Source organism: Rhodospirillales bacterium, from assembly GCA_016710335.1.
GTDB lineage: Bacteria > Pseudomonadota > Alphaproteobacteria > Rhodospirillales > Defluviicoccaceae > JADJXQ01.
In genome coordinates, this window is record JADJXQ010000024.1 from 1 (window position 1) to 17,173 (window position 17,173).

At 66.0% G+C, this 17,173-nt stretch carries 21 protein-coding genes and 3 pseudogenes; 9 read left to right on the forward strand and 15 right to left on the reverse strand.

The features are described from left to right. Positions 1-130 precede the first annotated feature (130 nt). Together IPM60_15575 and IPM60_15580 are read right to left on the reverse strand one after the other, a co-directional pair. Positions 131-514 carry a hypothetical protein gene (locus tag IPM60_15575; protein MBK8909241.1) on the reverse strand — a complete coding sequence of 128 codons (384 nt, stop codon included), beginning with the start codon at positions 512-514 and terminating at the stop codon, positions 131-133. A gap of 28 nt (positions 515-542) precedes the next feature. Beyond that, positions 543-1,203, reverse strand: a pseudogene (locus tag IPM60_15580) (hypothetical protein). On the opposite strand from IPM60_15580, the gene IPM60_15585 reads away from it, so the two are divergent. The 3 genes from IPM60_15585 (at position 1,202) to IPM60_15595 (ending at position 3,336) form a co-directional block, all read left to right on the forward strand. Further along, positions 1,202-1,477: a hypothetical protein gene (locus IPM60_15585; GenBank protein ID MBK8909242.1), complete on the forward strand. Its 276-nt coding sequence runs from the start codon at positions 1,202-1,204 to the stop codon at positions 1,475-1,477. The pseudogene IPM60_15580 and the gene IPM60_15585 sit on opposite strands and share 2 nt — an antisense overlap. A 218-nt stretch (positions 1,478-1,695) precedes the next feature. Then, positions 1,696-2,499 (forward strand): methyltransferase domain-containing protein, encoded by an 804-nt coding sequence (locus tag IPM60_15590; protein MBK8909243.1) that lies wholly within the window; start codon positions 1,696-1,698, stop codon positions 2,497-2,499. A gap of 288 nt (positions 2,500-2,787) precedes the next feature. Continuing rightward, positions 2,788-3,336, forward strand: a complete 549-nt coding sequence (locus IPM60_15595; protein MBK8909244.1) for a DUF309 domain-containing protein — start codon at positions 2,788-2,790, stop codon at positions 3,334-3,336. A gap of 72 nt (positions 3,337-3,408) precedes the next feature. On the opposite strand, the gene IPM60_15600 is transcribed toward IPM60_15595, so the two are convergent. The 3 genes from IPM60_15600 to IPM60_15610 are packed head-to-tail and all read right to left on the reverse strand — an operon-like array spanning position 3,409 to position 6,269. After that, positions 3,409-4,431: a major capsid protein gene (locus IPM60_15600; GenBank protein ID MBK8909245.1), complete on the reverse strand. Its 1,023-nt coding sequence runs from the start codon at positions 4,429-4,431 to the stop codon at positions 3,409-3,411. Positions 4,432-4,460: 29 nt separating this feature from the next. Then, positions 4,461-4,841: a head decoration protein gene (locus IPM60_15605; GenBank protein ID MBK8909246.1), complete on the reverse strand. Its 381-nt coding sequence runs from the start codon at positions 4,839-4,841 to the stop codon at positions 4,461-4,463. Positions 4,842-4,856: 15 nt separating this feature from the next. After that, positions 4,857-6,269: a S49 family peptidase gene (locus IPM60_15610; protein MBK8909247.1), complete on the reverse strand. Its 1,413-nt coding sequence runs from the start codon at positions 6,267-6,269 to the stop codon at positions 4,857-4,859. Positions 6,270-6,305: 36 nt separating this feature from the next. Here IPM60_15610 and IPM60_15615 point away from each other — a divergent pair, with 36 nt between their 5' ends. Next, the gene (locus IPM60_15615; protein ID MBK8909248.1) at positions 6,306-6,563 is read left to right on the forward strand and encodes a type II toxin-antitoxin system Phd/YefM family antitoxin; all 258 of its coding nucleotides are present in this window, start codon (positions 6,306-6,308) and stop codon (positions 6,561-6,563) included. Beyond that, entirely contained in the window at positions 6,563-6,982 is a 420-nt protein-coding gene (locus IPM60_15620) for a type II toxin-antitoxin system VapC family toxin (GenBank protein ID MBK8909249.1), read from the forward strand. The genes IPM60_15615 and IPM60_15620 overlap by 1 nt, the downstream gene beginning before the upstream one ends. 66 nt (positions 6,983-7,048) lie before the next feature. Here the strand turns inward: IPM60_15620 and IPM60_15625 are convergent. The 4 genes and pseudogenes from IPM60_15625 to IPM60_15640 form a co-directional block, all read right to left on the reverse strand. Then, a pseudogene (locus IPM60_15625) lies at positions 7,049-8,422 on the reverse strand (phage portal protein). After that, complete coding sequence (locus tag IPM60_15630) at positions 8,422-8,634, reverse strand: hypothetical protein (protein MBK8909250.1); 213 nt, start codon at positions 8,632-8,634, stop codon at positions 8,422-8,424. Before IPM60_15630 ends, IPM60_15625 begins: the two are co-directional and overlap by 1 nt. Positions 8,635-8,637: 3 nt before the next feature. Beyond that, a pseudogene (locus IPM60_15635) lies at positions 8,638-10,681 on the reverse strand (phage terminase large subunit family protein). Continuing rightward, a complete protein-coding gene (locus IPM60_15640; GenBank protein ID MBK8909251.1) occupies positions 10,629-11,198 on the reverse strand; it encodes a hypothetical protein in 570 nt (189 codons plus the stop codon). The pseudogene IPM60_15635 and the gene IPM60_15640 overlap by 53 nt, the downstream one beginning before the upstream one ends. 199 nt (positions 11,199-11,397) lie before the next feature. On the opposite strand from IPM60_15640, the gene IPM60_15645 reads away from it, so the two are divergent. Then, complete coding sequence (locus tag IPM60_15645) at positions 11,398-11,997, forward strand: DUF3489 domain-containing protein (GenBank protein ID MBK8909252.1); 600 nt, start codon at positions 11,398-11,400, stop codon at positions 11,995-11,997. Positions 11,998-12,027: 30 nt separating this feature from the next. Here IPM60_15645 and IPM60_15650 read toward each other — a convergent pair whose 3' ends face one another. Both IPM60_15650 and IPM60_15655 read right to left on the reverse strand, forming a co-directional pair. Beyond that, positions 12,028-12,249, reverse strand: a complete 222-nt coding sequence (locus IPM60_15650) for a hypothetical protein (GenBank protein MBK8909253.1) — start codon at positions 12,247-12,249, stop codon at positions 12,028-12,030. Between the two features lie 20 nt (positions 12,250-12,269). Further along, positions 12,270-13,580 carry a site-specific DNA-methyltransferase gene (locus tag IPM60_15655; protein MBK8909254.1) on the reverse strand — a complete coding sequence of 437 codons (1,311 nt, stop codon included), beginning with the start codon at positions 13,578-13,580 and terminating at the stop codon, positions 12,270-12,272. A gap of 581 nt (positions 13,581-14,161) precedes the next feature. Between IPM60_15655 and IPM60_15660 the strand changes: the two genes are divergently transcribed. Together IPM60_15660 and IPM60_15665 are read left to right on the forward strand one after the other, a co-directional pair. Next, positions 14,162-14,413 carry a hypothetical protein gene (locus tag IPM60_15660; protein ID MBK8909255.1) on the forward strand — a complete coding sequence of 84 codons (252 nt, stop codon included), beginning with the start codon at positions 14,162-14,164 and terminating at the stop codon, positions 14,411-14,413. An 8-nt stretch (positions 14,414-14,421) separates the two neighbouring features. After that, on the forward strand, positions 14,422-14,802 hold the full coding sequence (locus IPM60_15665; GenBank protein ID MBK8909256.1) for a hypothetical protein: 381 nt from the start codon (positions 14,422-14,424) through the stop codon (positions 14,800-14,802). A gap of 355 nt (positions 14,803-15,157) precedes the next feature. On the opposite strand, the gene IPM60_15670 is transcribed toward IPM60_15665, so the two are convergent. From IPM60_15670 to IPM60_15680, 3 genes are read right to left on the reverse strand one after another with little or no spacing between them, the layout of a single operon-like run. Next, complete coding sequence (locus tag IPM60_15670; protein ID MBK8909257.1) at positions 15,158-15,676, reverse strand: hypothetical protein; 519 nt, start codon at positions 15,674-15,676, stop codon at positions 15,158-15,160. Then, entirely contained in the window at positions 15,676-15,879 is a 204-nt protein-coding gene (locus IPM60_15675) for a hypothetical protein (protein ID MBK8909258.1), read from the reverse strand. The genes IPM60_15670 and IPM60_15675 overlap by 1 nt, the downstream gene beginning before the upstream one ends. Then, the gene (locus IPM60_15680) at positions 15,869-16,132 is read right to left on the reverse strand and encodes a hypothetical protein (protein ID MBK8909259.1); all 264 of its coding nucleotides are present in this window, start codon (positions 16,130-16,132) and stop codon (positions 15,869-15,871) included. Before IPM60_15680 ends, IPM60_15675 begins: the two co-directional genes overlap by 11 nt. A 90-nt stretch (positions 16,133-16,222) precedes the next feature. Here IPM60_15680 and IPM60_15685 point away from each other — a divergent pair, with 90 nt between their 5' ends. Beyond that, complete coding sequence (locus IPM60_15685; GenBank protein MBK8909260.1) at positions 16,223-16,582, forward strand: helix-turn-helix domain-containing protein; 360 nt, start codon at positions 16,223-16,225, stop codon at positions 16,580-16,582. Between the two features lie 7 nt (positions 16,583-16,589). Here IPM60_15685 and IPM60_15690 read toward each other — a convergent pair whose 3' ends face one another. Beyond that, positions 16,590-17,090 (reverse strand): hypothetical protein, encoded by a 501-nt coding sequence (locus IPM60_15690; protein MBK8909261.1) that lies wholly within the window; start codon positions 17,088-17,090, stop codon positions 16,590-16,592. Positions 17,091-17,173 lie beyond the last annotated feature (83 nt).

The window sequence follows — 17,173 nt, forward strand, 5'->3', positions numbered from 1 at the left end:
GTCCAGCCCAGACCGGCGACGGTGAACTCCTGGGTGTCGTCCACACCCTTCGAGCCGTCGACGACGAAGCGCGCGACGCGAAAGCGGATGTCAGCAGCCATGGGGGAAACCGGTGATCAGCGCGGCGCAATCAGTCCTCGGTGACGGTGAGTTGGCCGACGGCGAACTTGACGGTGTCACCGGGATCGACGGTCTTGGAGGCGGTGAGCGCGCCCTTGTAGAGCAGGTTGCCGTTGCTCGCCGCATCCCAGATGCCGAAATGGGTGACGGTTGCCTGGCCGCCATAGCCCGCAAAGTCGAATGAAATCTCGCCATCATTGGCGCAACTGCCAGCCGACGCGGCGGCGAAAGAGCCGGCCTGCCGCGCGTAGCTGCCGCCCGAGCACTCGGCGCCAGCGCCGTTCTCGCCGGGATCGGCGGTGTGCAGCGAGACGTACGGTGTCGCCACCTGCAGCGCGGTGTTGTTGAGCACGGCGTCCAGCACCGCGTTTTCGAGGTAGTCGGATTTGCTCATTGTCTGAGTCCTCTGCTGCGAATGGGGATCACTGAGTGCGCATGTGCCGGCCGATCAGCACCGGCAGCCGCGTCGACCAGGTGCTCGCGGCGCGCGCCACGTCGAGGCGTTTCGGCATCTTCACCTGCGGCACGAGAAAGAACATCACCACGGTGGCGAGGCCGGAGGTGGAAACGTAGGCGCCCCGGCGTGCGGAGGCTTTCGGGTGGTTGCCCTACGGTAGCCGCCGCGTCGGCCGCCGCGTGTCCACCATCCCGTCCAACTGCCGGAGCGACGGCCCGCGCCGACGATAATGGGCAAGCGCAGCCGCCATCACGGGCATGGCGCTCGACCAGATCCGGCGTGACACGCCGACCGCGTACATGCTTCGGCGCCGAACCGGTCGGAATGGTGAGCCAGAACCCGTTGCGCGAGCGGATCACCACGCCTTCGTCGAAGGCGCGGATGATCTGCGGCGCCTTGGTCCACACCAGCGCTGCCGCGTCATGGCCGCGGTTCGGGTAAGTCCGGTCGCGCCATGTCCGCGCCAGCCGCGGACCGAGCCCGGCGGTGATGACCTGGCGCCGCAAGGCGCCCTTGAGTCCTTCGCCGGCCTGCTTGACTCCCGCACCGACGGCCCGCTCGATCTCGCGCATCTCGGCGTCGAGGCTGGCTTTCAGCGAGCCGGCGACGGTGGCGGCGAGCTTCATGCCGGGCATCCAGCGTCCAAACCAGCCGGTCGCGATCGTGCACCGGCTCGCCCTGCACGATGAACGTGTCACCGCCGATCTCCAGCGTGTCGCCCTCGGCCGGCGTCGGGACCTCCGAAAGCCGCACGTCGAACACCGCCGTCGCCGAATGGATGCGGGTATCGCCGAGGCCGACGATCTCGTCGGGACGCCGAGCGACAACCCTCACGGTGAGCGCGCCGCCGCCGGTCGACGTGTATACGGCATCCGTCGCCATATTCGGGTCGGCGAATAGCGCGTCGAGCAGCACGGCGAATACGGTCATGGGGCAGAGGATCCCGGAAAAACACCCAGAGGAAACGGCTGGTCATCGAGGCACAGCGGTCGTTCCGTGTGGCTACGTCACATGCTTCTTCGTGACCCTTACCGGTCGTCGCAACGGCGTGCTACTTTCCCTCCGGTTGAGCGAGGGAATGTCGGGCCACGGCCTCTAAAGTCCAAGGAGTCTGCCACATGAATGGCGAAGCAGGACCCACAATGGAAGCGACAGCAGCCGCATATGAGGATCGTCTGGTACCAGCCCTGTTCGCGCCCCTGGCCCGGTTGACAGCGAACGCCACTTCACTCTCCGCGGGGCAAGCAGTCCTAGACGTTGCCTGCGGAACTGGCGCCCTCACCAGACAGGTTCTGTCGCGCGTTGGCCCGACAGGCAAACCCACCGGCCTCGACGCCAATCCTGCGATGATATCCGTGGCCCGCAAGGTTTCGTCGGAGATCGAATGGCACGAGGGGCAGGCAGAGGACCTACCATTTGAAGACGCGACATTCGACGCGGTCGTGTGTCAGTTTGGCCTAAACTTCTTTTCGGACCAACAGGCCGCGCTCAAGGAGATGTCGCGTGTCCTGGCGCCCGATGGGCATATGGTAATCTCCGTGTTCGATAACCTGGACGTGAATCGACCATACGCGGAGACGGCGTCAATCTTTGAGCGCGTTGTCGGAAGCGACATCGGCCAGGCGTTGAGGTTTCCGTTTGGCCTGGGCGAGCTCAGCGACTTCAGCGCAATCATCGATAGCTCCGATATTGGGAGGCCGGCCCTCACTTCCGAAAAAGGGACCGCGCGGTTTCCCAGCGTTCGCGCAATGGTCGAGGCCGACGTTTTCGGCTGGTTTCCCTTCGCCGGATTCAAACTCGATAAACAGGCTCTTGAGACCGTAATAGATGAAGCCACATCAGCCTTGGAGCCATATGTAGCGCCGTCCGGGGCCGTGGAGTTCGCCGCTGGGATACACATTGCTTCCCTGCGAAAGACCTAATCCTGCCAACGCGAGATTATGTCAGCCCCTTGGCTAGCAGTTCGCTTTGGAGCCGCGTGTAAATATGGCGGCTTTTGTGCAGTAACCATAACCTTTCCACCAAACGTTGGCGCTCCGCGCTTGTCAGCACCTTGGTATACGGCTGAAGATCGACCCTCGGCGAGCCGCTGAAAGCTGCTCAACAACGTTCGCCGGCGGTTGATGGGGTATGATCATCCTTGGAAGAGGGGCAGGTTACGTGACCATGTGACGGTGCGCCGACTGGAAACACCGAGCCTCGAGACTGCCATGGCCAAGACCTCGAAATCGCGACCGCCGCGACTGGTTCCGGACCGGCCCTTTCCGCCCTATGCCTACATTCCGGGCCGCACTGCGCATCCGACACGCGATCCCGACGGCCACAGCTACGCAGCAACGCTTGAAGTCCCGGACCCGCCGGGCCCCGCGGCATGGCGCGACTGCCGCGACTACCTGTACGGCATCGACCTGTTCAACCATGGCTTCTTTTGGGAAGCCCACGAAGCCTGGGAGGGACTCTGGGTTGCCTGCGGCCGCCACGGTCCGACGGCAACATACCTGCAAGCCTTGATCAATCTTGCCGCCGCCGGCTTCAAGGCGCGGTGGGGCAATGCTCGCGGCATGAAAGCCAATGCCGAAACGGCGCACCGCCTGTTCCGGGCCGTCGAGCGCGATCCAGGGGTTACGCCCAGGCGCTACATGGGTCTCGATGTCCGGATGCTGGCCGACCACGCCAAGGAAATCTCACTGCAATCCGCCAGCACGGCGTCAGGGAGCGAGACTTCGCCGACCTTCGACTTGGTTCTCAGGCCGGATTGAGGTCGTCGCGGAGCGTGCCGGCGCGAAAACGTCGCTGTCCTCGCCCGCGTCAAACTGCGGCCGATGCGTCCATCAGTTGCTTGAATGGATCCGCACCGCCAGGCGCGGGCGCTTGTTGATCGGCAGGATCGAGGCCTCGGTCTTCACCTCGATGGCGCTGCCGTCCGGACGGGCGAGCTGCCGGGCATACATGGGCAGGCCCACGGTGTTCACGGTCTCGATCAGGTTGGCCGGCGCGCCGTGGGTGACGAACGTGTCCATGGTACCGAGCGGGAACGCGATGCCTTCACCGGCCGGGACCAGCGTCTCGGTGGAGCCGGTGGAGAGGGTGACCGTTGCGTTGTATTCCTCGAACAGGATGCCGGCGAACGGGAAGCGCCGGCGGGTGTCCTCGCGGAGCGGCTGGGCGCCAGTGGAGGAAAAGTACTTGTAGGCTTCCTCGACCTTGGCGTGACCGATCAGCTTGTCGAAGAACTCGGGGCTCACGAGGGCGAGCACGCCGGTCATCGTCTCGCCCTTGAGCTCGGTCTCGATCTTGCGCAGCGCGTCGCGGACCTTGGCTTGAATATTGGTGGTGCCGGTGCCGAGCACGAAGTCGACCGCCTGCTGCGCGAGCCCGAACTCGGTGAAGTAGTCGTAGAGGGTCGCCCCGGCGCCGTCCTTGGCCACGCCACGCAGCGCGTTGACCTCCATGTACTCGCGCGTCTGCGCGTGCTTGACGCGCATACGGGTGAGCTTCCGCTCCATCACCGTGGCGAGCGGGTCGGCGGCGTCGGCGACGCCGAAGCCGCGCACGCCCTGGATGTCCTGGGGCGTGATGACGTCATCGTGCGGGATCCAGGGGATGGTGAACGAGCGCATGGAGCGGGTGTCGCGGTTGGCGACGGTGGCCGGACCACCGAGCGGCACGGTGGGCAGCAGGTTGAGCACGCCCTCGGCCTGCTCGATGACGACCGAGCGCTGGGTGACGCCCTCGAAGCGGAACAGGCCCATCTGCCCGAGCCGGGTGTAGACATTGGGCAGGATGTTGATGGCCTGCGTCATCTCGGCGAGGGTGTAGCCGCCCGCGTCGAACGGGTTGATCATGACAACCATGGTCTGGGGGTCCTTTCGGGGTCGGGGAATCAGGCGGTGTCGCGGGCGACGATGCCGGCAGCCGCCAGTTGCTCGTGCTTGGCGGTGATCTCGGCGGCCTGATCGACGGAGGCGTCGAAGACCAGCCGGTCCTTGGAGACGACGACGGGACCGCGGGCGGCGATCAGACCAGTCTGGTCAGCGGCGGTGGCATCGACGGCTTCCAGCAGCACGGCGACGGCGGTTTCGGAACCGTCGGCACCTGATGCCGGTGATAGCGTGTACTTGCCGTCGGCAGTGAGCTTTCCGAGCACAGCACCGAGCGCGAAGTTCGTGCCGCTCTTCAAAGTCACCGTCTCGCGGCAGTAGTTGGCGTTCAGCTCGTACTTGAGCAGATCGCCGAGGGTCGGATCCTGGGTGAGAACGGGCATTTCGGGATTTCCTTATCAGGCGGCCGAGGCACGCTCGCGGGCGCGTTTGACGATGGGACTTTCGCCGGCAGTTGCAGCCGCAGTGGTCGGGACCGCGACGACGTCGGCGGCCTCCGACTTGGCGGCGAGGGCATCCAGCACCGAGCGGCGGAGCGCGTCCGGCTTCATGCCACGGCGCATGGCGTCGGCCGCATCAATGTCGACGCCAAGTTGGCCGGCCTGAGCGGCGATACCGGCGATCTCGCCGTACTCCGCACGGAGCTTGGCGGCGACCGCATCCGCGTCGACGGCGGCAGTGCTGACCGGCTCTGGGCTGGACGCCGCTGCAACCGGCTGAACCGCTTGCTCATCCGCAGTTTCCATCGCGGTGGCGTCTTCGTTGTCCTCGACCGGCAGATCGCCGGTGTCGAGGTGATGCTGCGCATCCGCTTGATGCTTCGCATCTGCTTCGCACACGCGCTCGCGCACGGGATCATTCATGGCTGATGTCCTTGTGGGTGGATGGGTAGAGGTGTTGTGGGCCGCCGTCCGCGGCCCGGCGCGGATGGGCTTCGGCTCCAGGAACGCGGTGAGATCGGCGAGCGCCTGGTCGAGGGTGCCGACGCGGTCGGCTAGTCCGGCATCGACGGCGAGCGCGCCCCGATAGATCGCCGCCTCGGTGGCGTGGACGCTCTCCGGCGCCATCCCGCGGTTGGCGGCGGCCAGGCCGACGAACTGGTCGTAGAGCCGGTCGACGTCGGCCTGGATGTCGGCATGGGCCCGCGGCGTGAGCGGCTCGTGGGGGTTGCCATCGGTCTTGCGTTCGCCGGCGTGGATCAGCGTCCACTTGAGACCGGCCATGGCGTCGGCACCGCTCGCGTCGATGTGCACGGCAATGACGCCGACCGAACCCACCTCGCCGGTGCGGGTGACGTAAAGGCGGTCGGCAGCCGAGGAGATGGCATAGGCCGCCGATAGCGCGCTCTCGCTGGCAACGGCCCAGACCGGCTTCTCCGTGATTTCCTTGAGGTCGCGGATGCGCTCGACCAGGTCGAACAGGCCGCCGACCTCGCCGCCGGGCGAGTCCACCTCGAGGAGGATGCCGCGCACCGACGGATCCCGCGCGGCGGTCTCGACTGCTGCGGCGACCTCGCCGTATTCCAAGGCGCCGAACAGGGCCGTCAGCCAGTCGCCGCGGGCAACCAGCGGGCCTGTGATCGGGATCACCGCGATGCCGGCGTCGGTGACACTGAGACCCACCGGCGCCGCGAATGGCGCAGGCGTGGTCAACCGGCTCGAGGGTTCGAGGGTAGCTGGGACGCTCGCCAGCAATCCCTCGAGACGGCCAGGCGCGATCGCCAGGGGCCGGCCGGCAAGCCGGGCCGCGGCCAGCGCCGCAGGATCCGTACGGGCACGCGCCGTGTTGACGGCGTGGTCGTGGAAGCGCATATTCTGGACAGACTTTCTGGCTAGAGTGAATGCAAGATGTCCGGATCAATCTGGTCGGTGCAGGACGCCAAGAACCGGTTTAGCGCCGTCGTCGAGGCCGCTCACAAGGAGCCGCAGACCGTGACCAAGCACGGAAAGCCGGCCGTGGTCGTGGTCGATGCGGCCGAGTACCAGCGCTTGCGCCACCTGGAGCGGGCCGAGGCCCCGTCGTTCGCGGACATGCTGCTGGCCATGCCCCAGGACGACGGCACGTTTCCCCGCTCCAAAGTGCGGCCGCGCGACCTCGATCTCTGATGTATCTCGTCGATACGGTGGTGCTGTCGGAGCTGCGCAAACGGCAGCGCGATCCGGGCGTCGTGGCATGGATCGAACGGCAGCGAACAGGCGACCTTTTCGTGAGCGTCGTCAGCATCGGCGAGATCGAGCGCGGCATCGCACTACAACGATCCAAGGATCCGGACTTTGCCGATGCGCTCGCCTCATGGCTGGACACGGTGCTCGCCGTCTACAGCGACCGGATCCTGCCGTTCGACCTGCAGGCGGCACGGCGCTGGGGCCGGCTGAGCGCCGCCATCGGCAACGACAGCGCCGACCTCATGATCGCGGCGACGGCGCTGGAGCACGGCCTCACCGTCGTCACCCGCAACGTCGCGGATTTTGCGCCGACGGCGGTACCGACCCTCAATCCGTTCGGCCATCCTCCGCGGCGGTAGCCTCGCTGAGCGGTTGAGCCGGCGGCGCGCTTCCTGCCGCCCCGCCGAAATCGAGTCCGAGATCCGCTCGCGCTCCCGGTCCGCGGCGATCTCGGCGTCCACCTGTTCGGCGTCGTAGCCGCGTTCGGCAAGGGCCTGGGTCCGGCTCTTCAGACCGGCCTCGATCTGCTCGATCTCGGCGCGGGCATCCTTCAGCGGATCGACCCAGTCCCACTTGGGCGGCAGCCACGCACAGGCCTGATAGGTGCGCGGATCGGCGCCATAGTCGGGAATGGCGAGGGCGCCGGACAGCACGGTGGTGTCCATCCACCGCGCCCAGACCCGCCGGCACAGCTGCCAGACCATCACCGCATGCTGGTACGCTTCGATCCGCCTCCGGAACTCCAGCAGCGCCAGCCGGGAGTTCGAGTAGTTGGCCTTCAGCATGTCGTTGGAGAGATACGCGTACGGGACCCCGAGCGCTGCCGACACCTGCAGCAGGGTTCGGTACTGGAACGCCTCGTAGGTCTGGCCGACGTCGGCCGGCGCCGACGTCTGGATCTCCTCGCCGGGCTCCAGCATCACCACCTGGCCCGGCTGCAGGTCCATGGTCCGTTCGCCGTCATCGCCGGTGGTCTCGGCGGCATCGAACGGCTCGGCCGGCGCCGGGGTGGTGATGAACAGGGCGTGCATCGCCGCCACCTTCTTGCGGTCGAGCTCGGCGTCGTCGTACTGATCCAACAGGAACAGCTTGACCAGCCCGGGCGCAAACCGGGAGACACCGCGCAGTTGGCCGGCGTCGACGGGATCGATGACGTGGATGATCTCGGACGCCGGGATCCGCACCGTCTCGCCGGCGAGGCCGTGATCGGTCACATCGCCCGGATGCCGGCGCAGGAAGTGGTAGGCGACCCGGCGGCCGATGCGGTCGAACTCGATGCCCTGGCGGATGACGTGGCCATTGGCGAGTGGTTCGTTTCGGTTCAGCGGCAGCATCTCAGCCGGCAGCATCTGCAGCTGCAGTGGCACCGTCAGCCCGTCTTCCGGTCGGCGAGGCCGGAACCGGAAGAACACCTCGCCGGCGATGAACAGCTCGCGAGCGGCGCGGCGCTGCTGGCCATAGAAGTCGGTGAGCCCTTCGGCATCGGACTCGTCGGTCCAGTCGAGCCACAACCGCTGTACCTGGGCCTTCAGCGCCGCATCCTCGATCAGCGACGACGGCTTGATGCCGGCGCCGACCACGTTGCCGGCCCAGCTCTCGACGGCATTGGCCGCGTAGCCGTTGTTGCGCACCAGCCAGCGGGCCCGCGCGGTGACGTCAGCGCCGGCCGCGGCGATCAGCGTGTTGACATGAGCCCGGCTCGGCCGGAAGCCCTTGAGCCGCCGGTTGCCGAGCCCGGCCTCGAAGCCGCCGATGAAGGCGCCGACCCGGCGGCGCCAATGGCTCATCATGCCCGGCATCACAGACCCTTGCTCGCCGACGTCAGGATCCGCCGCCGGCGGGCGCCGGTATCGGCCACGGCAATCCGGCGTTCCAGATCGGCGAGCGCCGCCGCCATCTCGGCGTCGGTGGCATAGGTGACGCGACGGCCGTCGTATTCGACCGTGCGCACACCGCGGTACCGCGCCGACAGCAGCGCGTCGCGCTGGGCAATCATCTCGTCCAGGGTCATGGATCAGCTCAAGTAGCTCGAACGGAACACCCGCCGTCCCCGTCGGGACCGCGGCGCGATCTGTCCAGCGGTTGCGGGCGGAGCGGTGACATGCGCATCGACACCGCCGTCATCGTGATCGGGACCACCGCCCAACTGCGCCTCCAACTCGCGCCACCGCCGCTCGCTCCAGCGGTCCGCGCCCGCGATCCAGGCGGCGGCGCGGGCATAGACCCGGCAGTCCAGCGCCTCGTTGCGCTCGCGCAGCTTCTGCCATTCCAGCCGGGCGAAGCCGCGTCGGGTCTTCACCGTGATCAGCTGTTCGGCGACCAGCTGTTTGACCCATTCGGCATCGACGCCGCGAGGGAGATGCAAGTAGCCGGGCGGACAGACAACGCCGGCCTCGACGTCCTCGTCGGTCGGCCGGTCGAGCCGGAGAAACCGGTAGGTCTCGCTCTTGAACGTGGCGACGGCGACGGTCCAGAGGCGCGCGCCGCGGCGAATTTTCACACCGCCCTCGGTGGCGTCCACGTACGTGGGTCCGCTCACCGGCGCCGAGCGGTTGAAGCCGTCGACGCCCTTGACCGCGACCACCTGGGCTCGGCCCACGCGACGGGTCCAGGCATACACCGCCGGGGCCTCGTAGCCGGTGTCGATACCGAGGCGGGCGACGCCAAGCCGGGCGCCAGTCTCGTGCGGCCAGGTCTCTCCCAGCAGCGCCGTCAGCGCATTCCAGGTGGCGGCATCGCCGGGCCCGCTGTCGATGACGACGTGGTCGACGAGCCAGCTCTCCAGTCCGCGGCCCCAAGCCCAAACAGAGACCTCGATGCGGTCCTTCTGCACGTCGGCGCCAGCGGTGAGAAACAGCCCGCCCATCGGCACCGTGCCGCGCCGCCAGTCCTCGCGACGGTCATAGAGGCGCTGCCAGTCGGGGGCCTCGCCGGTTTCCGCCCAGGTCTCGCCCAGCACGCCGTTGATGAAACTCCGCTTGGCCTCGTCGGACACTTGCGCCGCCTCCCACTCGCGGGCGATCCGCTCCCAAGACAGCCAGCCCACCGGCGAATACAGGCCCGAGAGATGAAAGCCGATGGTCAGCGGATCGGCTGAGGTCGCCGTCGGCCGCCACTCGCCCTCCGCCAGCATCTGCGTTTTGTGGTGCTCGGCGATCGGTGTCTCGCAGGACTCGCAGTGGTAGGCGACGGTCTCAGGCCGGCCCTTATCCGCCAGGCCGCTCGAACCGGAGCCACTGACGATGCCCGCAACTCGGACATGGCACGAAGTATCGCCGCTGGTCGGAGGCATCGAACTCCCGCTCGATCACCGACAACCCCTGGATCGTCGGCGTCGAGGCGAGGAACACCTTGCGCCGCCAGGAGAACGTGCGGGTGCGCGCCTCGGCCAACGCCACCGGCTCGCCTTCCTCGTCGGCCGACGGCGGGTAGGCGTCGACCTCGTCGAGGAACAGGTAACGCACCGGCATCGACCGCAGACCGACAGCCGAGTTGGCGCCGGTCATCACCAGGATGCCGCCCGGGAACTCCTTCGACAGCACGGTGTTGCCGGAGTCCCGCGATCGCGCCGGCGCCACCTTGTCGCCCAGCACCGGGGTTTCCCCGATCAACGGATCGATGCGCTGCTGCGAAAATCGCTTCGCCAATTCTACCGTCGGCTGCACCGCCAGCATCGGCCCCGGCGCATGGTGGATGACGTAACCGATCCAGTTGGATCCGCTTTCGGTGGCGCCGATTTGTGAGCCCTTCATGAACACCAGCCGCTGGGCTGGATGCGACGGCGACAGCGCGTCCATGATCGCCCGCAGGTACGGCGTCCGTGCGGTCCGCCACGGGCCGGCCTCGGATGAGCCCCGCGAGCTCAGGATCCGGTGTTTGTCCGCCCACGCCGAGACGGTGAAGTTCGGATCGGGTGTGAGACCATCGCGCCAGGCGCGGAGCAGTTCCTCCGCTTCGTCATGCGCGCCAGCGGACGCGGGACGCGACAAGCCGGGATCGATCGTCTCAGCGGAAGTCCGGCCGAACCTCGGCGAGCTCTGCGAGGTGTTGCCGGACATGGCTCTCCAGAACCGTCTGCATGGTATGGGCGCCGACGCCGAGGTCGGCGGCCATCACGGCAGAAATCCGCGCCGGCCATCCGGCCCAGGCATCCCGCTCCTGCCGCGCCAGCCGGAACACCAACGCGACGGCGCGGGCGCGGTCGACCACCTCGCCCTTCAGCTTCTGCAATCGCAGCCGACGTTCGTGCGCCTTCAGCACCTCGTTGGCGGTGCGTGCCTGCAAATACGTCATGTTGCCGCCGGCGGGCTCCGGCATGCCGTGCTCGCGCAACGTCTCGCTGACGGCGCCAACAGCCGCACGCGGTACGGGGCGCATCGCTTCATCGCGCCGGCCGCGCTGCTTCGCGAGGTCCGTCGCCTGGGAACGGCGGGCGTCCGATGCCGCGGCGTCGATCGATCCATCGGCATGCAGCACCAGCCGACCCGAGGAGCGCGCCTTCTGCACCGCGCCGCGGGAGATACCGGCATGGCGGGCGTACTCGCGCTCGCTCATGCCTTGGCGCTGCGCGGTCATCGAATGATCAGCATTCAACCAAGAAAGCCATTAAATAACAGCCGATTGGAGTTGATGTCGGGGCGCATGTACGCGTTCATGTGATCATCGAGACGAACGAAGCAGGCGCGCACCAATGCCCCGACTGGCGATCCGACGGGGCTTAGGCTGGTAGCAGCGCCGCGATGGTCGCGGCGAAGAAAGCACAAGGACGCGGACCATGACCGTCGAATACCATTTCAGCCTGTCGGAACTCGCCCAGATCCTCAGCGCCCTGGAGAACGAGCGCCGCAACCCCAATACCAAGCGCAATGCCATCAAGGCTATCGAGCGCAATGCCACGCAGATCGGCATCAGCGCCGAGGACGTCTTCGATGCCGCCGACGGCCTGTTGAGCGGCCGAATCAGTGCCGCCGAGTGGCGTGCTCAACTCCGTGGCGAAGACAGCGGGTCGGCTGTTCCGAACACCGAGCGCGGCGCCGACGTCACAAGCTCCGACGAACCGGCCGCAGCCGAAAACATGCCCACCCTTCAGGGAACGGCGGAGCCGTCGAACAACGGCACGGTGGAGCAAACTCCGAAGGCGCGCCACGGCACAAAACAGGCGATGATGATCGAACTCCTGCGCCGCCCCGAAGGCGCCACTGTCGAACAGATCGCCGAGGTCACTCAGTGGCGAAATCACACAATTCGGGGAGCGATCGCCGGCGCCCTCAAGAAGAAACTCGGCCTCACCATCACCACCGAACGGGTGCGCATGGTGGGCCCCAATAAGGAAGGTGCCCGGGGCTCATATACGATCTACCGAGTGGTCGGTTGAGCACGACTGCAGACTGCGACGCCGCCGGGTTCACCGCCCGGCGGCGTTGGTTGTGGCCCGAACGCGGATCGCCTCGAAGACGCGGCGCAGCGCGAACGATCGGGCGATCGAGATGAATGTAAATAAGAGGCCGATTACCAGGTTCTCGCCCAAGGTGGTGCGGATCCCGAACAGAGGGAACACCAAAATCTGCGTCAGCACGGCAACGGCGTAGCCGACCGCCACGTTGGCGACCGCCTCCACCAGCGACATCCTGCGCGACTGCCGCGAAGTCACGCCGCTTGCGGAAGTCGCTCGCCGGCCACCTCGTCGTACGCGCGGCCATCGCCGTCTAGCATCGCCTGCTTGCCCGTCGCCGTCTGCCAGCGCTTCACCGCCACGTCCACGTACTGCGGGCTGATCTCGATGGCGAACACCCGCCGGCCCGTCGTCTCGCCGGCGATGATCTGCGAGCCCGAACCGGAGAACGGCTCGTAGCAGACCTGGCCCGGCCGCGTGTGCTGGCGCATCGGGATGGCGAACACCTCGATCGGCTTCGACGTCGGGTGGTCGGTCTTCTCGCCCACCTTCACCGTCGGGATGGTCCACACCGTGCTCGGGTAGTCCTCGGAAACCCGCGGCGGCTTGTTCCCCCTGATCCAGCCGAAGAAACAGGGCTCGTGCTGCCACAGGTAGTAGGAGCGCGTCAGGATGCCGCGGTCCTTGGCCCAGACGATCTGTTGATGGACGAAGGCGCCGAGCTTCTCCCACACGCCCTCGACCATCGCCTGCCGGCGGCTGGCGTGCCAGCAATACCACGCGGCGTTCGGTGCGATGGCATGGTCGATGGCGGCGCGGATGAACCCTTCGTATAGCTCGGGGCCCTGGCTTGCGTCGTCCCAGGTGATGCCGTAACTGTCGCCCCAGTCCTTGTTCTTGTCGGGACCACCCTGCTTCGACGGATGGTTGGTGCCGTCGTAGTCGACCAAATACGGCGGATCGGTTGCGAACAGGATCGCCTTCTTGCCATCCATTACCTGGATGACATCATCGGCCTTGGTGCTGTCGCCGCACAGCAGACGATGATCGCCGAGGATCCAGAGATCTCCGGGCTTAGTCACCGGCTCTGCAGGCGGCTCCGGGATCTCGTCCTCGCCGACGAGGCCGTCGCCCTCGTCGTCCACAAGTGGCGCCAGCAATCGATCCAGGTCCTCGCCCTCGAAGCCAGTCAAGTCGAGATCGAAGCCGGCCGCGTTGAGAGCGTGCAGCTCGGCCGACAGCAACTCGTCATCCCAGCCGGACAGCTCTGACAGACGGTTGTCGGCGATCCGGTAGGCGCGCACCTGCTCGGGCGTCAGATGCGAGAGGCGGATGACCGGCACTTCGTCGAGGCCGAGATGCTGCGCGGCGAGCAACCGGCCATGCCCGGCGATGATCTCCCCATCGTCTGCGACCATCACCGGCGCCGTCCAGCCGTACTCGACCAGCGATGCGGCGATCCTGGCGACCTGGTCGTCGGAATGGGTGCGCGCATTTCTGGCGTACGGCTGGAGGCGCGCGAGCGGCCACTGCTCGATCTGCTCGGGCAGGAAACGAAGGGTCACGGTGTTGTCCTTGCGGATGAGGGGAACTGGCGTGGACACCAGCGCCGGACTCCGGATCCAGCCGGTGGATCCAAAAGTGGACTCCAGGAGTCCACCCGAAATCCAGGTTGGAGTCCAGCTAAAGCACTGTATTCACGAGACTATGTTGGATCGGAGGGTGGCTTCCGGCTGGGTGGCTTCCCAAAATTTGCGGCTCACACTAGCGATCTACCGCGCTCCGCCCACCAGCATAGGTTGTGGCCCAGGAAGGAACCAACGTTTTCAACAAGTTGCGAACTGCGGCTGCGCCGGAGAACCGCTGCAGCCGCAATTCGAACGATGGCGAAACACTACATGTTGCGAGTCCTCATGTCAATACCTCAAAATGTTGTTTCTGAATTTTTCTCCATACCCGTAGTGGCTCGCCAAAACCCCCAACGCTGCGATCAGGATCCCCTGCGCCTGCTTTTCACCAATTTCCGCCGTGTGCATCGGCTCCGTCGCGCTGCATCTGCTTGCCGACTGAGAGGCTTGACCCAAAAGTGGCCTAGGCGCTGATCGCTCAGGGTTGAGCGCGGGCTTCGGTAAGCTATCATCGACGAATGGAGAAGCATGAGGCCGAGCCCATCCTCGAAGAAGCGTCCAGCGTGATCGCTAACTTTATCATTGGTTTTGCGCGGGTCACGGTTCACCAAGGTGCACAAGATGCTGACGCAGCAGGGTCCGGCACGCTGGTGACTGTGGGCCCGGTCCACGGAATTCTCACGGCAGCGCACGTCTTGAGAAACCTGCCCGACCAGGGCGAGGTCGGCATCGTGCAATCTCGGACAGACTCTGGTTCCTCCACAGGCTGACGATCAACATGCAGCATACGGAGAAGTTGACGATCGCGGCGGACGTATTTGGGCCGGAGGGACCGGACTTGGGTTTCCTGCGACTACCTTCGTATGCTGCCGCGGCACTGAAGGCGAAAGGTGTATTCTTCAATCTCGAAAAGCGACGGACCCCGGTTCTTCGTGGCGGTCTGCCCGGCACGCCCTTTTTCGACGGTATTTCAGGCACGGTCGCTGAATGGACCATTGACCTGCCTCCCGAGCGCGGCTTTCACCGCGTGAAGGGATTCCGGTCACTCTACGGCGTTGGCGAATTGGTTGGTGAACGCAATTCCAACGGTTTCGACTTGCTCGACTTCGAGGTGTCATACGACTCTGACTTCGAGACGCCTCTAGCTACCAGGGCGTGAGCGGCGGTACCCTATGGCGCGTGTACTGCAACAGAGGTGACGATGGCCAGCTGTCCCTGTCGAGCAAGCTGGTGTTCGGAGTGGCCTTCCATCAGTCTGACATAATCGAAAACAAGCGCCTTATCACTTGCCATGGGCCGAGAAGCGTCTACAAAACTTTATTCGAAGCCGTTCGTGGGAAGTGGCAGGAATGAGCGCCCCGCGCTTTTGGACAGCTCATGGTTGCACATTGCAGTTCCAAAGTGTCGCAGCTTAGCTCCGTCCTTGCCCATTCAATGACGTTGAAGAGGCACGTTGCTATCGAAGGATTTGTTAGGAGCGCCGCTGGTCGCGGCGCTCCCACGAAACGCGTCGATCAACGCTGACCATACCCATGCGACCCCGCCAGCACCCCTAGCGCCGCAATCAAGATCCCCTGCGCTTGCTTTTCGCCAATCGGCCGGCCGCCCCAGCCTTGGCGCATGGCCCACTCGCGGATCGAGCATTGCAGACCGACGACATGCCAAACGCAAGCGCCGCATGGACCGCCAAGCCCGCCGAGAGCGTCCAGCGCTTTGCCGACCCGGCGGCGAGCGTCCAGCTGCGCCTCGGTGAAGCGAAGCTCATTCGACGAGCCTGAAATACGCACCAGCGACATGCACCGCACGGCATCGAACCGGGCGATCGTGAACGACGCCTGAAAATCCCGTGCCGCGTCGTGCATGTCCTTGGTGATCGTGCCGGCTCGAAGCATCCGACCGAGCGTGTCGACGGTGCGATGGTGGACGACGGGCCGGCCGTCCGGATCGGCCTCGTAGACGGCCTCGAGGGCGCCGTCCGGCCGCGTTGCCGCCGCCGGCTTGACGATCTCGGCCTTGCGCTTCCGCCGCGCCATCACGCCACCTCCCGCCGGCCGTAGAGCCTTGTGGCCTCGTTGACCACAGCCTGCCGCATCCAGTCGTCGTGGATGTCGTCCGGGGCGATCACCGCGATCCCCTGTTTCCGCCACGCCGCCCGGCGCATGAGGAACAGTTCTTCCTCGGTTGGCGCCGAGCGGGGCAGGTGGTGCTCCAGCGAGCCTCTTGTCTCAGACCTCACGGCTCACCTCCCGCAGGCATGCGGCGTACCCGGCGACATCGACGGTGGAATCGAGGTGCTGGGGATCGTGGGTGAGCCTGGCGAGCTTGAGGTCGATGAGGCAAAGCGCCACTTGCGCCGGACTGACGGTGACGCCGAGCGTCAGAGACCACCGGGCGGCGATTTGCGTGAAGCTACCTACCGGGGAGCCATATGCGCGCTCGCGGCTCTCGATGACGCCGGCAGCGTGCTGAAGCAGCATGGCGCCGTTCATCAGAGAGCTCCCCTTTCCGCATTGAGGACAACCGAGCTGTTGGCACAACTCGTCCTCTGGCCTACATTCGTCGCATGAAGTTCGAATGGGATGAAGCGAGTGCAGGCAACACTGGAGCGTGACGGATCTTTGATCCGCACCGACACGGACGCTCGCGTACCGCTGAAAGGACGCATTGATGGCGCTCGCGTGGACCGCACGACCGAGGCCGAGATTGCCCGCCAGGCGGCTGATGACGACCACGCGTTGTGGCAGGACGCTGCGGCGTATGCTCGGCGCGTGCGGCGCAAGACGGGGCTCACGCAGGCCGCCTTTGCCACACGGATCGGGGTTCCGCTTGACACGGTCCGCAACTGGGAACAGGGCAAACGGCTGCCGGCGGGGCCCGCGAAGGCGTTGCTCCGTATTCTCGACCGCGCTCCCGAGGCGGCGCTGACGGCGCTCGAATGATTCCGGTTCATCGCACACCTCCATCGATGCGATTGGCGATGGCCCACTGCAGCAAGGCCAGTGCGTCCGCCTCGTTGTCGTCCTCGGGATCGAAGCCGAGCGCCCGTACGGCAGCGATGACTGCGTCCTTGTCGGCGTTGCCCTTGCCGGCGATGAAGCGCTTGATGGTGCCGACGGGCACGCCCTCGTACGGAACACCGTGGTGTTCACACCAAGCCGTCAGGATGGCGAGCCAGCCCCCCATGGCATGGGCCGCGTCAACGCCCAAGTGCCGCCGCACCTCCTCGAACACAATCAGGTCGAGCCCGCCGGACCAACCCTTCATCTCGGTCAACCAACGCTTGAATTTGAGGAACTTGATCCCGCCGCCCTGCCAGCGGTCGTGTCGGAACTCCTCGGTTCCGCTGGTGATGCCGCCGTCCGTTGAGCCCAACGCCCAGCCGGCCTTATGGCCCAGATCCAGTGCGAGGATGGTGGGTGCACTGTCGTAGCCGCCAGCAAGCGCCAAATGGGCGCGCTCCGGACTTGCGTCAGGCAGTAGTTGCGTCAGAGTCCTGGTGACCATGGTGTTCTCCTCATCTCGGGTCATCG

Excerpts from the sequence above, each read along its gene's own strand:
- IPM60_15575 (MBK8909241.1), bottom strand. The coding sequence starts at position 514 with ATGAGCAAATCCGACTACCTCGAAAACGCGGTGCTGGACGCCGTGCTC.
- IPM60_15585 (MBK8909242.1), top strand. The coding sequence starts at position 1,202 with ATGCCGGGCATCCAGCGTCCAAACCAGCCGGTCGCGATCGTGCACCGG.
- IPM60_15590 (MBK8909243.1), top strand. The coding sequence starts at position 1,696 with ATGAATGGCGAAGCAGGACCCACAATGGAAGCGACAGCAGCCGCATAT.
- IPM60_15595 (MBK8909244.1), top strand. The coding sequence starts at position 2,788 with ATGGCCAAGACCTCGAAATCGCGACCGCCGCGACTGGTTCCGGACCGG.
- IPM60_15600 (MBK8909245.1), bottom strand. The coding sequence starts at position 4,431 with ATGGTTGTCATGATCAACCCGTTCGACGCGGGCGGCTACACCCTCGCC.
- IPM60_15605 (MBK8909246.1), bottom strand. The coding sequence starts at position 4,841 with ATGCCCGTTCTCACCCAGGATCCGACCCTCGGCGATCTGCTCAAGTAC.
- IPM60_15610 (MBK8909247.1), bottom strand. The coding sequence starts at position 6,269 with ATGCGCTTCCACGACCACGCCGTCAACACGGCGCGTGCCCGTACGGAT.
- IPM60_15615 (MBK8909248.1), top strand. The coding sequence starts at position 6,306 with ATGTCCGGATCAATCTGGTCGGTGCAGGACGCCAAGAACCGGTTTAGC.
- IPM60_15620 (MBK8909249.1), top strand. The coding sequence starts at position 6,563 with ATGTATCTCGTCGATACGGTGGTGCTGTCGGAGCTGCGCAAACGGCAG.
- IPM60_15630 (MBK8909250.1), bottom strand. The coding sequence starts at position 8,634 with ATGACCCTGGACGAGATGATTGCCCAGCGCGACGCGCTGCTGTCGGCG.
- IPM60_15640 (MBK8909251.1), bottom strand. The coding sequence starts at position 11,198 with ATGACCGCGCAGCGCCAAGGCATGAGCGAGCGCGAGTACGCCCGCCAT.
- IPM60_15645 (MBK8909252.1), top strand. The coding sequence starts at position 11,398 with ATGACCGTCGAATACCATTTCAGCCTGTCGGAACTCGCCCAGATCCTC.
- IPM60_15650 (MBK8909253.1), bottom strand. The coding sequence starts at position 12,249 with ATGTCGCTGGTGGAGGCGGTCGCCAACGTGGCGGTCGGCTACGCCGTT.
- IPM60_15660 (MBK8909255.1), top strand. The coding sequence starts at position 14,162 with ATGGAGAAGCATGAGGCCGAGCCCATCCTCGAAGAAGCGTCCAGCGTG.
- IPM60_15665 (MBK8909256.1), top strand. The coding sequence starts at position 14,422 with ATGCAGCATACGGAGAAGTTGACGATCGCGGCGGACGTATTTGGGCCG.
- IPM60_15670 (MBK8909257.1), bottom strand. The coding sequence starts at position 15,676 with ATGGCGCGGCGGAAGCGCAAGGCCGAGATCGTCAAGCCGGCGGCGGCA.
- IPM60_15680 (MBK8909259.1), bottom strand. The coding sequence starts at position 16,132 with ATGAACGGCGCCATGCTGCTTCAGCACGCTGCCGGCGTCATCGAGAGC.
- IPM60_15685 (MBK8909260.1), top strand. The coding sequence starts at position 16,223 with ATGAAGCGAGTGCAGGCAACACTGGAGCGTGACGGATCTTTGATCCGC.